The following is a 14333-nucleotide window of genomic DNA, read 5'->3' on the forward strand; positions in this document are numbered from 1 at the left end:
CGCTGAGCTGTCGTCGGCGGATGCGATCCATCCGCGTGTACCGCCGGTACGTTCACCGATAGTGACAGTGCGAACGATCTGCCGCAATGTTTCGACGGGTAACGACAGGCTTCCGGTCTGCTCGCACCCCGCCGATCGTACCGCCGGTACGATAGGCTCGCGCTGTGGCCCGCATCAACGCCCGACCCGTGTCGCGCACGGTTTCCCGCGAGGAGATCGTCGACGCCGCGATCCGGGTGATCGACAGGGAAGGCCCCCGTCCGAGCATGGACGACATCGCCCGCGAGGCGGGTATCACCAAACCGCGTCTCTACCGCAGGTTCGCCGACAAGGCCGACCTCTACACCGAGATCGGCGACCGGATGGCGAAGGCGGCGTCGGCGGGCGCGGGCCGGGATCTGACACTCATCGTCGCGCCGCCGCGCGTCGCGCTCGGGCGGGTGCTGACCGGCTACGCCGACAGCATCCTGGCCCATCCCGACGTGTTCCGTTTCCTCGGCCAAGCGCAGGTGACCCAGCAGGCGGACGGCTCGGTCCTGCAATTCGACCTCGGCCGGGCCGCCGCGGCCCGGCTCACCACACAGGCTCGCGAATTCGCGCGATCGCTGCCGATCGACCCGGCGGGTATCGACTACCTCGCACGCGCCGTGGTCGGGGTCGTGGTGGCGGTGACCGATCTGTGGCTCGGTGACGCCGGACGGCCCGCGCCCGAACGCACGGCCGAATTCGTGGATCAAGCCACCGAATTCGTGTGGGGCATGATCGACGGTTTCCTGCGGCGGCAGGGCATCACCGCCGATCCCGATACCCCGATACTGACCACTCTCGCCGCCATCGGCGGATTCGCCCACCCCGCGGGCTGAGCGTCCCCACCCATCCGGATCCGGATCGCGCCGACTTCTGCCGCGATTTGTTGACATCATGCCAATAGTGGTGGAATCTGAGGGCGAGGGTCCGGCGCGGAGGTCGGATCCGTGGCGTCGTCCCCGCGCGTGACCGTGGGGACACCGCGTTCCGGCAGCGAGGCAAAGGATCGGCGAGATGGCACGTGCGGCATGGAGTGACGACGAGGTCGAGGCGGTTCGCGAACTCGCGCGGGCATTCTTCGAGAAGGAAGTCGTCCCGCACGAGGAGAAATTCGTCGCGCAGGGACATCCGGATCGTCACCTGTACAACCGGGCGGGCGAACTCGGCCTGCTCTGCCCGTCGGTTCCGGCCGAATACGGTGGCGGCGGCGGGACCTTCGCGCACGAGGCCGCGATCATCGAGGAGCAGGCCTTCGCGGGCGACGGGTCGCTCGGACTGCCGGTCCACAGCACCATCATCGCGCCCTACCTCCAGCATTTCGGTTCCGAGGAACTCAAGCGGCGGGTGCTGCCCAAGGCGGCCGGCGGTGAGATGGTGCTCTCCATCGGCATGACCGAACCCGGCACCGGGTCGGATCTGCAGAACATCAAGACCAGGGCCGTGCGCGAAGGCGACGAGTATGTCATCACCGGCTCGAAGATCTTCATCACCAACGGCTGGCTCTGCGACGGCATCATCGTCGCCGCCAAGACCGACCCCACCAAAGGCGCCTCGGGCGTTTCGCTCATCTTCGCCGAGGTCTCCGACGACACCCCGGGTTTCGAGCGTGGTCGCATCCTGAACAAGATCGGCGGCAAGGCCCAGGACACCGCCGAACTGTTCTTCGACGGTCTCCGGGTGCCCGCCACCAATCTGCTCGGCGAGGCCGAGGGCCAGGGTTTCTATCAGATGATGCAGTTGCTGGCCCAGGAGCGGCTGGTCACCGGCATCATCGCGGTCGCGATGATGGAGAAGGCGGTCGCGCTGACCGTCGATTACACCAAGGGCCGCGAGGCCTTCGGCAAACCGCTGTTCGCCATGCAGAACACCAAATTCGAACTGGCCGAATGCGCGACGCTGGCGCGGGTCAGCCGCACCTTTCTCGACGATTGCATCACCAGGCACCTGCGCGGCGAACTCGATATCCCGACCGCGGCGATGTCGAAGTACTGGCTCACCGACCAACTCGGTATCGTTGTCGACCGCTGCCTGCAACTGTTCGGCGGCTACGGCTACATGACGGAGTATCCGATTTCGCAGCTCTACACCGGCGCCCGCGTTCTGCGCATCCTGGCGGGCAGCAACGAGGTGATGAAGGATCTCATTGCCAGATCGCTCTGATATCCGCGACCCGGCGGCGGCGCCGGACGCCGTCGTCGAGCCCGCGCCGCGCAGGCGCAGGCTCGAACCCGACGAACGCCGCGCGCAGATCCTCGCCTGCGCCATCGACATGTTCGGCGAGCGGCCCTACGCGGCGGTGTCCACGGCCGGGCTCGCCCAGCGCGCGGGAGTGGCGCGCGGGCTGATCAACCACTATTTCGGCAACAAACGCGATCTCTACCTCGCCGTGGTCCACCGGATGGTGACACTGCCGAGAATCGACGACATGGTCGTGCCGACCGGCACCGCGCGCGAACGCGTCGAGGCGAGCGTGAACTGGCTGCTCGACACCATCGCCGAACACGGCAACACGTGGGTCAAGGTGACCAGCCACGAGGGCGTCGGCAACGATCCCGAGGTGCAGCAGATCCTCGACGAAGCCGACGACGCGGCCGCCGAACGGATGCTGCTCATGGTCGGCATGGCCGATTCGGCCCACGGTGCGCAATTGCGCGCGCTCGTCCGTGCGTTCGGTGGACTCGTGAAAGTCGCGGGCCGGGAATGGATCGTCCGCGGCACGCTGCGCCGCGACGAGGTGCACGCACTGTTGGTCGACATGCTGACGACTCTGGTCAGCGAGACGATGCCGCGGGTCGACAACGGCCGCTGATCGTCGATGCGCGGCATGCGAATACGCACCGCGCGCCTTTTCGGGCCATTCGAACTTTCGGGGTCGGTCGATTTCAGCAACCGTCACCGCATTCGTCGAAAATAGAGTTTGCCGGTTCGTTACGGCCGGTCCGCTCGCGGCCTCCCCGGGTCTGTTTCGGATATCCGTCCGGGGATCCGCTAGCAGCTGATCCGGGAATTCGGGCCAAATGTTGGGTTCTGCCCCTATTCTGTGACCTTATCGAGGCGGGGTTCGGGCAGCTTGAGGTTCCTGCGCGAATGGTTGGACGCGAAAGGGACGTGAGTATGGCAAGGGTGCAGCAGTGGGAGGACCGCGAACGCGAGCGTGAGCGGTGGGCCGAACCGGAGGAGGAGCGCTGGCCGCAGGTGCGGCCCGAGGACCGCGACGGCGGCGACTTCCGTCCGATCGTCAATCCGTACGCGATCGTCGCCCTCGTCGCGGCGTTGCTGGCACTGTTCCCCATCGCGATCATCTTCGGACTCATCGCCTTCAGCCATCCCAAGGGCAAGGGCATGGCCACGTTGGCGGTGCTGCTCGGGCTGGCCGAAGTGACGGCCGTCGCCGCGTTCATCGTGCTCGGCGGTTCGCTCGCCGACGGGATCGGCACGGACGACATGCCCTTCGCCGCGCAGGCCGACGCGTCGCCGGTGGCGACGACTACGACGGTGGTGTCGCTCGCGCCGACCACGCCCAACGCGCTACCGACCGCCGCGGTCATCGCCACCACGCAGATCGCGGCCACCAAAGGTACCGGCTGTGCCGAAGCGCAGGTGGGAGCGATAGGCCAGAGTGCGGACGGCGGCACGCTGCTGTGCCTGGCGGTGACCGGATCCACCGGCAAATACCAGTGGGCCGGTCCGTACAACGTCGGCACCGGCCAGTTCGACGCGGGCACCACCTGCGATCCGACGGTGTCGAAATCCGGCCGCACCGCCGACGGGCGCGCGCTGGTGTGCGAGGGCACCGGGCGCAGCGGTAAATGGACGGCCTGGACGGAGTAGTCACTCCGTCCGCACGACCCGGCTACTCCGCCTTCTTGGCCCGGCTCGGCTGCACCCGCGGCGGTTCGTTGGGCATCTTCGGATACTGCGGCGGCCACGGCGCGTCCATCAGTCCCGAGGCCATATCGCGTGCGGACATCTCCAACAGCGGTTCGATCGATTGCGGTGCGCGCCGCGACCACGGGTCGCCGAATTCGGCCAACCGGGCGGGGACGGTGGCGATGGTCAGTTCGTCGGGGACCACGGTGTCGAGTTCTGACCACGAGATCGGCGTGGACACCTGAGCGCCCACTTTGGGCCGCGCACACCATGCGCCGAATACCGTCTTGTGCGGCGCGTTCTGATTGAAGTCGACGAATACGCGCGTTCCGCGTTCTTCCTTCCACCATTGCGCCGTGATCTCTTCGGGATGTCGTCGTTCCAATTCGCGCGCGAGCGCCACCGCCGCGGCCCGTACCTGATAGCCGTCCCATTTCTGCTCGAGGGCGACGTAGATGTGCAATCCACGCGAGCCCGAGGTCTTGACGCGGGATTCGATGGCCGAGTTCGCCGAACAGTTCCCGGGTGCGGACGGCGGCGCGGCGGAGATCGTCGAAGGCGATGCCGGGGGACGGATCGAGGTCGATCCGCAACTCGTCGGCGATCGTCAGATCGTCCACGTGATTGGGCCAGACGTGGAAACCCAGGCAGCCCTGGTTGACCGCCCACAGGATATGCGCGAGATCGTGGGCGACCAGCGCGTCGCTGGTGGTGCCGTTGGGGGTGGAGACCTCCACCGTGTGCAGCCAGTCCGGCGCCGATTTCGGCACCCGCTTCTGGAACCACGACTTGCCCGACGCGCCGTCCGGATAGCGTTCGAGCAACAGCGGGCGGTTGCGCACGACGCCGAGAAACGGTTCGGCGACCGCCTGGTAGTAGCGGACCAGATCCAGCTTCGTCTCACCGCGTTTGGTGAAGTAGACCTTGTCCGGATTGCTGATCGTGACGGTTCTGCCGTCGACCTCGATATCGACCGACTCGCTCATCCGGTGGACGCTTCCTCGAAGATGGTGCTCAACTCGGCCGGTGCGACCTCGTCGAGCTGGGCGTAGGTACAGGATCGCGGGGTGCGATCGGCGCGGAACCGCACCAGCCTGCCGCCGTGGCGCAACCGCCCGGACTGGACGTGTTCGTAGCGCACCTCGGCGACGAGCTCGGGGCGCACCGCTTCCCAGGACAGATCCTTGCCGCCGGTCCAGCGGCTCACCCCGCCCGGCATCTTGCCGTCGGCCTTGGCCTGCGCCGCCGCGTCCGCCCATTCCCGCCACGGATGATTCTCGAGCGCGTTCTCCCGCAGCGGCGCCAGTTCGTCGACCAACTCCTTGCGCCTGGCGGCGGTGAAACTGCTCGCGACCCCGACATGGTGCATATGCCCCTCGTCGTCGAAGAGCCCGAGCAGCAGCGAACCGACACCCTCGCCGTCCTTGTGCCAGCGGAATCCGGCGACGACGCAGTCGGCCGTGCGTTCGTGTTTGATCTTGAGCATGATCCGCTTGTCCTGCATGTAGGTCGCCGCGTCGGATTTGGCGATCACCCCGTCGAAACCCGCGCCCTCGAATCGGGTGAACCAATCCTGGGCGACATCGGGATCACGGGTGAGCGGGGTGAGGTGCACCCGCGCCAACGCCGTGTCGAGGATCGTCTCCAGCAGACGCCTGCGCTCGGCGAACGGCTCCTCGGTCAGATCCCGGTCGCCGAGGGCGAGCAGGTCGAACGCGACGAAACTGGCCGGTGTCTCCACGGCCAGTTTGGCGACCCGGGACGCGGCCGGATGCAGCCGGTTCTGGAGTGTGTCGAAATCGAGGCCCTGATCGGTGACGACCACGATCTCGCCGTCGATGACGCATCTGTCGGGCAACGCCTGCTTCAGCAACGCGGCGACCTCGGGAAAGTAGCGGGTCAACGGGCGATCGTTACGGGAGCCCAATTCCACCTCGTCGCCGTCGCGGAACACGATGCAGCGAAATCCGTCCCATTTCGGCTCGTAGCTCAGCCCTGGCTCGCGTGGCACCGAGGGCGCCGTCTTGGCGAGCATCGGCCGAACGGGTGGCATCACCGGTAGGTCCACACGTTCCTCCTCGGGTCGTCGGTCACCCATGTAGACGTCGACGGCCGAGAGAACTCATCGGTACGCCGTCGAGCACGATCGTATGCGCGGGGACCGACATCGACGCCGCATTCACCGCCGAGAGCCGCGGTGCGTCGATCGGCGCCGGACCGTTCACCCCTAACGGGTGAGGTCAGCGGGGGTGGGGCATGCGAAATTCGACGGGTGGCCGGGTCGGAACCCGGCTCGTTTCGGACCTGGAGTCGACGGGAGGAGCGGCCGATGGCCTTCGTTTCACCGGAAGGCGGCGGCCATGAGTGAGCTGTTCGGGCAATTGGTTCCGGAGATGATCGGGCTGTTCATCACCCCCGCCGCCGTCGTCGGCTGTGTACTGCTGCTGCAATCGGGCAACGCGGTGCGCAACGCGTTCAGCTTCGGCGCCGCGTTCCTGCTCGTCTATCTACAGATCGGCCTGGCGGGGCTGCTCGGTGGCGCCACCGACCCGCACGCCACCTCGACGACGGTCGCGCACTGGGTCGGATTCCTGGTCGGACTGATGTTCCTGGCGATCGGCGCGGTACTGCTGCTCCGTCATCCCAGCCGAGCTCCCGGCAAGCCGCAGTGGATCACCGAACTCGAATCGGCGGGCCCCCGCAGGGCTTTCGCCGCCGGACTTGTACTCGCCGTACTCAACCCGAATCTGTTCATCATGTTGTCCGGCATCAGTGTGATCGCCCAATCCGGTTCCGGCCCCGCCGTATCGATCTTCGCGACGGGCCTGCTGCTGCTCGCCGCCGCACTCGATTTCCTGATCCCGATCGGCATGTATGTGCTGATGGGCGATCGCGCGCGCTCCGGGTTGGGCGCGGCCAAGCAGTGGATGGTCGAGCACGACCGAATACTCGCGGTCTGCGTATTCGTCGGCTTCGGCCTGCTGTTCACCGGCCGTGGATTGGCGGCACTGCGATGAGTACAGCCACCGAGGTGAATTCAGGTCCCGCGCGGTCGGATCACCCGCTGTCGGAGAGGAGATAGGACATGCGCGTTCGCAGGCTTCCCGGTCGACTCGGGGCGGTGCGGATGTACCGCGAACTGCCGATCCGAGTGGATCTGCCTTTGGTGTTCGACGAACTCGACTACCAGATGGCGTGCCAGACCTACCTGTGGGCGCTGCCCCTGGTCTCCTACGCGCAGTGGCAACAGCAGCACCGCGAGGTCTTCGGCGCGGGTGACTACGACGTCGTCCACTACGTGACCTACACCGACCGCCTCGGGTTGATCACCGCGAACGCGACGACGCCCTACGTCGTCGGTTTCCTCGATCTGTCGGTGACCGGCCCGGTCGTGGTCGAGATCCCGCCGGGCCCCGTCGCGGGCGGTATCTCGGATTTCTGGCAGCGTGAATTCGGCGTCATCGGCGAGATGGGCCCCGACGAATGCAAGGGCGGGCAGCACCTGATCGTCCCGGTGGGCGAGGAGGTGCCCGAGACCGACGAGGACTATTTCGTGCACCGCGCCACCGGCACACACGTGATGGTCGGATTGCGGACCCTGGATCCCGACCCCGCCGAAGCCGCCGAACTCGTGCACGGTATCCGGATCCGGCCGCTGACCGGCGACGCGCCGCAGACCCAGGTCATCTCGCCCGAAGACCGGCGATGGAGTGGGGCGCAGCCACGCGGAGTCGAATACTGGGCGCGGCTGCACGATATCTACCAGCGCGAGATCGTCGACGAGCGCGACCGCTTCTACCTGGCCATGCTGCGCCGATTCGGCATCGAGCGCGATGCACCGTTCGAGCCGGACGAATCGCTGCGCAGGCTGCTGACCGAGGCCGCGATGGCGGGGGAGTTGATGGCCCAGGCGAATTCCTTCGCCACACGCTCACCCGAGGCGCGGTATTGGCACGATCGGCGGTGGGAACTGCTGCTGCGTCTGGACCACTCCGATCAACGCGGTCCCTACTACGACCAGTTGCTCGAGCGCAGCGCGTGGTTCTACCAGGCGGTCGGATTCTCCGAGGCGATGAAGAGTCAGACACCGGGCAAGGGACAGGCCTACCTGGCGTCGTACAGCGATGCCACGGGTGACTGGCTCGACGGCGGCGGCTTCTACACGCTGCGGGTGCCCGCCGACCCGCCCGCGGCATTGTTCTGGTCGGTCACCGTCTACGACGTCGCGACCCGATGCCTGATCAACAACCAGCAGCAACGCGGTGACCGGGGCTCGCTCGACACCGATATGGTCGTCAACGCCGACGGCTCGGTCGACCTGTTCTTCGGGCCCTCACCGCCCGCGACGGGAACGACCAACTGGGTGCAGACGGTGCCGGGCCGACACTGGTTCACCTATTTCCGCTGCTACGGTCCGCTCGAGTCCTATCTCGACCGCAGCTGGAAATTGGAGGACGTCGTCAGGAGAGGGTGACGCGGCTCAGGTGTCGAGCCAGCCGTGTTCTTCGGCGAATGTCGTCAGGCGCTCACGAATGGTGAGAATCTCACCCGCGGTGAGGGCGGGACTGGCATCGAGCAACAACTCGGTGATGAGACGCTGGTGTTCGACGGCGGTGAGCTGACCGGTGTGCGACTTTTCCTTCTTGTGCCGGGGCGGCGGCCCGGAAGGCGCACCGCCGACGGCGGTGAGGTTGATCGCTTTCGGGCCACGGTCGCCCTCGGTGACGTCGAATTCGAAAACCCGGCCCTGACGTAACTCGTCCTCGTCCAACCCGATGTCGTTCACATGGACGAACACGTCGGGCCCACCGTCTTCGGGCCTGATGAACCCGAAACCCCGCGAACTGTCGAAAGACACCAACTTACCGATGGACACCAACACCCGCTCCTCGCCGCCGTCACTTCCGGGCCACTTTAGCCCGCATTATCCTCGACGTTGTTCGAAAGCGCCTTTTGAAGCGAGTTGAACACCGTCAATCCCTGGCCGACCATTCCGTTCACCAATTCACTCACACCGTCGGGGCCGTTGAGGACCGTCAGGTTCGCATTGGACAGACCCGCCGCCGCCTGCTTGACGATTTCGGGCAACTGCTCGATCAGCAACTGGTCCAGCGCGATTCGATTGTTGGACGCGGCGGCCTCGGCCTGGATCCTGGTCCGGTCGGCTTCCGCCTCGGCCAGGATGCGCACCCGTTCCGCCTCGGCGAGGGCGGGTTTGACGACCTCGTACTGCAACTGTTGTTCGCGCAGTTCGGCCTCCTTGCGGGCCTGCTCGGCCTGCGCGGTCAGCACTTCCTGCATGGCGATCGCCTGGGCCAGCGGACCGGACTGCGCCGCCTCCGAGTTCGCCTTGTCGATATCGCGCTGATATTGGGCTTTGAGAATCAGGGTTTCGCGCTGGTACTCGGCTTGCCTGCGCAGCGATTCCTGTTCGGCCTCGGCCGCCCGCTGCGCGGCCTGGGCCTGCGCGATCTGCGCGTCCCGCTGCACCGCGGCGTTGTGCGGCGCGGCGAGGGCATTGATGTAGCCGAGATTACCGTCGTCGATGGACTGGATCTGGAACGAATCCACCCACAGCCCGATATTGCCCATCTCGACCTTGGACGCGATGAGTACTTCGTCGGCCAGTTTCTGGCGTTCCCGGATGATCTCCTCGACCGTCATCGAGCCGACGATGGAGCGCAGATGACCGGAGAAGATACGCCCGGTCAGCACCGACATCTCCTTTTCCTGTTCGGAAAGGAATCGTTGCGCGGCATTGACGATGGAAACGGTGTCGTTGGCGACCTTGAACGCGATGACGGCGCGTACGTCGAGCTGGATCGCCTGTTTGGTGACGCAGCGTTCCTTGATCTCGGCCTCGAACATCGCCAGCGACAGATAGCTGACCTTGCGGAACAGCGGCACCACCCATGTGCCCCGCCCGATGATCACCCGAAACGGCGCGTTGTCCTTGACCTTGGCGCCGCTGACCAGCATCGCCTCGTCGGGGTCAGGTACGTGGTAGCCCAGCACGTCGAACTCCTTCTCTCAGATATCCCGCTGCCGATCCGGCGCGAGCGGAATCCACGGCACGACATCGACGATGCGTCCGGGATGTGCCTCGATGATCAGCACGGTGCTCCCCGCCGCGACCGGCTCGTCAGCTCGCGCGATATACGATTCCGTTCCCCCGCGAATCGCGACCAGGACTTCTCCCAAACCCCCGGCACTGCGAATCGGCGACGTCATCGTACCCGTCAATCCCGTCACGGGATCGGTCATCGCGTGGAACTCCTCCAATGGGCACCGGAACCCGCTCAGCCTACGTGTACTCCGGGCATTCGGGGCGTGCCGCGCAGCGCCCGAGCATGATCGACTCCGTGGCAAGTGGATACACGTGGTCTCACGTATCGTCCTTGCATGGGTGGACGGCTGGCACTGATCGTGGGATCGGAGTGCGCGGCGTTGGGGGAGCTGGGTTTCGTCGCCGAACTGGCGATCGGACTCGAGGCGAATCTGTCCGAATCCGGGGGCTGGCTTCCGGCGAGGTCGGTTTCCGGACCGCTGCTCGATCCGACCGCGGCGGAATTGATTTCCGCCGTCGACGAGGCGTTCGCGGCGGCCGACGCGCAACAGGCGACACTGCTGATCGGTTTCATCGGCCACGGTGTGGCGACCGGGGACGCGGATTTCTATCTGCTGAGCCGTGATTCGCCGCCGGTGCCGACCTCGCGCACCGCCTTCCATCTGACCCAGGAGATCAGGGAGCGGTTGAACCGCTCGACGCTGGACGGTCTCGTCGTCCTGGTCGACGCCTGCGAGACCGAACAGGGCGTGCTCGGCGCGGCGGGGCGCTGGACGGATCTGCTGGCCAGATCGGCCGGACGGATGGAACTGCTGGTCGCGGCGGGTGACGGACCGGCTTTCGCGGGATGTTTCACCAGAACCCTGCTGAAGACCTTCGACGCGGGCCTGCCCGCGCGGGGCGAGAACCTGCTGCCGTCCGATCTCGTCGGGCCGGTCGCGACGGCGTGCACCAGGCAGCAGCCCCAGCACCTGTCGTTCACCTCCGGAGCCGTCTCCGGGCACGGCGGCGATCCTGGATTGTGGCTGGTGCCCAACGTGGCTCGGCGCGGTGATGCCGTAACTGGCCGGGCCGCAGCGGGTTTCGTCGATCATCTGACCAGAAGACTGCTGTTGACGGTCACCGTCCGCGAAACACTCACCGAGATAGTGGAATCCGGGGCGCATCGGCTGCGCGCGGTGGTCGGTCCGCCCGGCGTCGGCAAGTCGACGCTGCTGGCCATGCTGATCCGGCCCAGCCTGGTCGACACCCTTCCGGTCGCCCCGGAATACATCACCGCGGCCGTCTTCCTCACGGTGAACAGTTCGTTCGCCGCGGTGTCGGCCGAACTGGCCGCGCAGTTGTCGGCGCGACTGCCCGGTTTCGCGGCCGCGGTCGAGACGATCAAGCGGGCGGCCGAGGCCGGCGTCACCGAACTGGACGCCTTCGACATCGAGGTGTGCAGGCCGCTGTCGCGACTGGCGGGCGACGGCAGGCGGACCACCATCGTGCTCGACGGGCTCAATCAGGCGGAAGAAGGGGTCAGGCGGTTGCTGATCCGCGCCGTCGCCCAGTTGACGACGCGTCCGGCGCTGCGTCACGTGCGGGTGATCATCGGTTTCCGGGAGGGTGCGGGAGTCGAGGACGATCCGGCCCTGACCCATATGCACCGTATCGCGGTGGTCGAACCCGCCGCCGACGATATCGCCTCGATCGTCGGCACGGTACGTGCCGACCCGGCCGATGTCGACCGGGCCGACTGGGTGCGCTGGATCGGCGGACTGCTGGTCGACGCCCCCGGCGGATCAGGTGACGCGGGCGTGGCGGCGGGCGGTTGGCTGCTGGCGCGACTGCTCATGGAGACCGCCTCCGATATCAGCGGCCAGGTGTCGGGTGGTGTCGGGTTGGACGGCATCGTCGCGCTGCGCGTCGAGGAGGCGGTGCGGGCGGCGGGTCCCGAGGGGGTCGGCGCGCTCGGACCTCTACTGGCCGTCCTGGTCGCTGCCGGTGTCGGCCCGGTGCTGCCGATCGAATTGCTCGACGGCGCCATGGCCTCGCTCGGCGCCGACCTGGGCGCCTCGCGTATCCGCGACCTGGCGGTGGGACTCGGTGTGCTGGTGACACGCAGCAGACCCGGTACCGAATACGAGACTCTCGGCGTCACCCACGGCGTGCTGCTCCCGGCCCTGCGTGCCGAAACCAACCGTCTCGGTGTGGATCTCGCCGACGGGCACTGGGCAATCGGCCGTGCGATCGCGTCGAGCCTGCACCCGTCCGCCGTCGCCTACGCCCGCAGTTCCGGTCCGCGCCACAGCCTGGCGCACGGTGATTCCGCCGCCGCCGTCGCGTTCCTCATCCGGTTGGAGACCCCGCGCGCGGCGGACAATCGGGATCTGTGGGCGGCGTGGCTGCCGTCGTTCCTGGCGGCGGTCGGCCCGGACGATCCGGACAGCCTGCACGCGCGGGGCAGTCTCGCGCGCTGGCGCGGGGTCAGCGGGGATATCGCGGGCGCGATCGCGGAAACCGAGGCCCTGCTCATCGACGAACAGCGCCTACTCGGTCCGACCCATCCGACCACGCTGACCACCAGGAACAATCTCGCGTGGTTGCGCGGTGAGAGCGGCGACCTCAACGGCGCGGTCGCGGAATTCGAGCGATTGCTCGCCGATCAGCGGCGCACGCTGGCTCCGGGGCATCCCGATCTCTTCCGCACCCGCAACAATCTGGCCTACTACCGCGCGCACCGCGGCGATCTGGCGGGCGCGATCGACGAGTTCGAACGTCTCTATGACGATCACCTGGTCCAATTCGGGGCCGACCATCCCGAGACGCTGGGCATTCGTGACAATCTGGCGACCTTCCGCGCCGAGAGCGGCGATCTGGCGGGGGCCATCGCCGATTACGAGCGGCTGCTCGCCGACCGGATCCGGGTGCTCGGCACCGAACATCCGGTCAGCCTCGACACCAGGGACAGCCTGGCCTGGTGCCGTGCCCGCAGCGGTGACCTGCGCGGCGCGGTCGCCGAATTCCAGCGGCTGCTCACCGATCAGCTCCGGGTGCTCGGCCCCGACCACCCCGACACCCTGATGACAAGGGACCATCGCGCCTACTCGCGCGGGAAAGCCGGTGATCTGGCAGGCGCGGTGCACGAGTACGAGGCGTTGCTCACCGATCGGCTGCGAGTGCTCGGCGCCGATCACCCCGAAACCCTCGGCACCAGGGGCAGTCTGGCCTCCTACCGCGCCGACAGCGGTGATCACGCGACGGCGATCGCGGAATTCGAACGCCTGATCCCGGATCAGCTGCGGGTGCTCGGTCCCGATCATCCCGCGATCCTGGTCATCCGGAGCAACCTCGCGGGCGTGCACAGCGGTGTCGGCGATTTCGCCGGTGCCGGAAGGGAATTCGAGCGGCTACTGAGCGATCGGCTCCGGGTGTTCGGTCCCGACCACCCCGACACCCTGGCCACGCGCAGCAATATCGCCTACTGCCGAGCGCGCGGCGGCGATCCGCGCGGAGCCGTCGCCGAATTCGAGAATCTGCTCCGCGATCAGCTGCGGGTGCTCGGTCCCGATCATCCCAATACGCTGATCACGCGCAACAATATCGCGCTCAACCGGGGTGAGGGCGGCGATCTCGCCACCGCCATCGCGGAATTGGAAGTGCTGATCATCGATCAGTTACGCGTCCTCGGTCCCGATCATCCGAATGTGCTCGACACCAGGCACAATCTGCTGACCTTCAGCCTGCTCGTCCGCGACGCCCACGATGTCACCGATCGGCTGGAGGATCTCGTCGCGGACAAACTCGTGGCGCTCGGCGCCGACAATCCCGGCCTGCTCGTCACCCGGACCGTGCTGGCGAGTCACCGGGCCGACAAGGGCGACGCGGAAATCGCGCTCGCCGATTTCGAGCGGCTGCTGACCGACCGCCTGCGCGTCCTCGGGGCCGATCATCCCGCGACCCTGGACACCAGGCAGCAACTCGCCCTCCTGCGCGGTCGTCTCGGCGACGCGGCGGGCGCTGTCGCCGAACTGGGGGAATTGCTCGACGCTCGGCTCCGACTGGTGGGCGCCGATCATCCGGCGACCCTGGCCACCCGCAACGATCTGGCGCGGTGGCGGGCCGAAAGCGGCGACCGCGCGGGCGCCATCGCCGATTTCGAAGAACTGTGCGACGGTCTGCTCGCGATTCTGGGACCCGAACACCGCACCACCCTGCAGGCGCGCGGCAATCTGGCCCACCATCGGGCCGAGGGCGGTGATGTCGGCACCGCCCTCGCCGAATACGAAACGCTGCTCGCCGATCAGATCAGCGCGCTGGGACCGAACGACCCCGACACCGTGTTCACCCGCGAGAATCTCGCCTACCGCAGGGCGATGCGGTGAAC

The 14333-nt window shown here is 67.0% G+C and carries 11 protein-coding genes and 1 pseudogene; 7 read left to right on the forward strand and 5 right to left on the reverse strand.

Features of this window, described 5'->3' with window-relative positions; genetic code table 11:
* The first annotated feature begins 164 nt into the window (after positions 1 to 164).
* From OG225_RS09925 to OG225_RS09940, 4 genes are all read left to right on the forward strand, one after another.
* Complete coding sequence (locus OG225_RS09925) at positions 165 to 863, forward strand: TetR/AcrR family transcriptional regulator (protein ID WP_405181389.1); 699 nt, start codon at positions 165 to 167, stop codon at positions 861 to 863.
* 178 nt (positions 864 to 1041) lie between these two features.
* A complete protein-coding gene (locus OG225_RS09930; RefSeq protein ID WP_405181390.1) occupies positions 1042 to 2187 on the forward strand; it encodes an acyl-CoA dehydrogenase family protein in 1146 nt (381 codons plus the stop codon).
* On the forward strand, positions 2171 to 2836 hold the full coding sequence (locus tag OG225_RS09935; RefSeq protein WP_405181391.1) for a TetR/AcrR family transcriptional regulator: 666 nt from the start codon (positions 2171 to 2173) through the stop codon (positions 2834 to 2836). The genes OG225_RS09930 and OG225_RS09935 overlap by 17 nt, the downstream gene beginning before the upstream one ends.
* 305 nt (positions 2837 to 3141) lie before the next feature.
* Complete coding sequence (locus tag OG225_RS09940; protein ID WP_405181392.1) at positions 3142 to 3858, forward strand: hypothetical protein; 717 nt, start codon at positions 3142 to 3144, stop codon at positions 3856 to 3858.
* Between the two features lie 22 nt (positions 3859 to 3880).
* Here the strand turns inward: OG225_RS09940 and ligD are convergent.
* Both ligD and OG225_RS09950 read right to left on the reverse strand, forming a co-directional pair.
* Positions 3881 to 4883 (reverse strand): annotated as a pseudogene (gene ligD, locus OG225_RS09945) (non-homologous end-joining DNA ligase).
* Entirely contained in the window at positions 4880 to 5965 is a 1086-nt protein-coding gene (locus OG225_RS09950; protein WP_405181393.1) for an ATP-dependent DNA ligase, read from the reverse strand. The pseudogene ligD and the gene OG225_RS09950 overlap by 4 nt, the downstream one beginning before the upstream one ends.
* A gap of 292 nt (positions 5966 to 6257) precedes the next feature.
* Between OG225_RS09950 and OG225_RS09955 the strand changes: the two genes are divergently transcribed.
* Together OG225_RS09955 and OG225_RS09960 are read left to right on the forward strand one after the other, a co-directional pair.
* Positions 6258 to 6914, forward strand: coding sequence for a GAP family protein (locus OG225_RS09955; RefSeq protein ID WP_405181394.1), 657 nt, complete (start codon positions 6258 to 6260; stop codon positions 6912 to 6914).
* A 68-nt stretch (positions 6915 to 6982) separates the two neighbouring features.
* Complete coding sequence (locus OG225_RS09960; protein ID WP_405181395.1) at positions 6983 to 8371, forward strand: DUF1254 domain-containing protein; 1389 nt, start codon at positions 6983 to 6985, stop codon at positions 8369 to 8371.
* Positions 8372 to 8377: 6 nt separating this feature from the next.
* Here the strand turns inward: OG225_RS09960 and OG225_RS09965 are convergent, their stop codons facing one another.
* From OG225_RS09965 to OG225_RS09975, 3 genes are read right to left on the reverse strand one after another with little or no spacing between them, the layout of a single operon-like run.
* Positions 8378 to 8779: a cold-shock protein gene (locus OG225_RS09965; RefSeq protein ID WP_216906803.1), complete on the reverse strand. Its 402-nt coding sequence runs from the start codon at positions 8777 to 8779 to the stop codon at positions 8378 to 8380.
* 32 nt (positions 8780 to 8811) lie between these two features.
* The gene (locus OG225_RS09970) at positions 8812 to 9912 is read right to left on the reverse strand and encodes an SPFH domain-containing protein (RefSeq protein WP_355084148.1); all 1101 of its coding nucleotides are present in this window, start codon (positions 9910 to 9912) and stop codon (positions 8812 to 8814) included.
* A gap of 15 nt (positions 9913 to 9927) precedes the next feature.
* Positions 9928 to 10161: a hypothetical protein gene (locus tag OG225_RS09975; protein WP_405181396.1), complete on the reverse strand. Its 234-nt coding sequence runs from the start codon at positions 10159 to 10161 to the stop codon at positions 9928 to 9930.
* Between the two features lie 138 nt (positions 10162 to 10299).
* Between OG225_RS09975 and OG225_RS09980 the strand changes: the two genes are divergently transcribed.
* On the forward strand, positions 10300 to 14331 hold the full coding sequence (locus tag OG225_RS09980) for a tetratricopeptide repeat protein (RefSeq protein ID WP_405181397.1): 4032 nt from the start codon (positions 10300 to 10302) through the stop codon (positions 14329 to 14331).
* The last annotated feature ends 2 nt before the right edge of the window (positions 14332 to 14333 follow it).

The organism is Nocardia sp. NBC_01377 (assembly GCF_045040005.1).
GTDB lineage: Bacteria > Actinomycetota > Actinomycetes > Mycobacteriales > Mycobacteriaceae > Nocardia > Nocardia noduli.

Bases quoted from the DNA above. Each gene is read 5' to 3' on its own strand.
- OG225_RS09930 (WP_405181390.1), top strand. From the start codon at position 1,042: ATGGCACGTGCGGCATGGAGTGACGACGAGGTCGAGGCGGTTCGCGAA.
- OG225_RS09980 (WP_405181397.1), top strand. From the start codon at position 10,300: ATGGGTGGACGGCTGGCACTGATCGTGGGATCGGAGTGCGCGGCGTTG.
- OG225_RS09940 (WP_405181392.1), top strand. From the start codon at position 3,142: ATGGCAAGGGTGCAGCAGTGGGAGGACCGCGAACGCGAGCGTGAGCGG.
- OG225_RS09975 (WP_405181396.1), bottom strand. From the start codon at position 10,161: ATGACCGATCCCGTGACGGGATTGACGGGTACGATGACGTCGCCGATT.
- OG225_RS09960 (WP_405181395.1), top strand. From the start codon at position 6,983: ATGCGCGTTCGCAGGCTTCCCGGTCGACTCGGGGCGGTGCGGATGTAC.
- OG225_RS09955 (WP_405181394.1), top strand. From the start codon at position 6,258: ATGAGTGAGCTGTTCGGGCAATTGGTTCCGGAGATGATCGGGCTGTTC.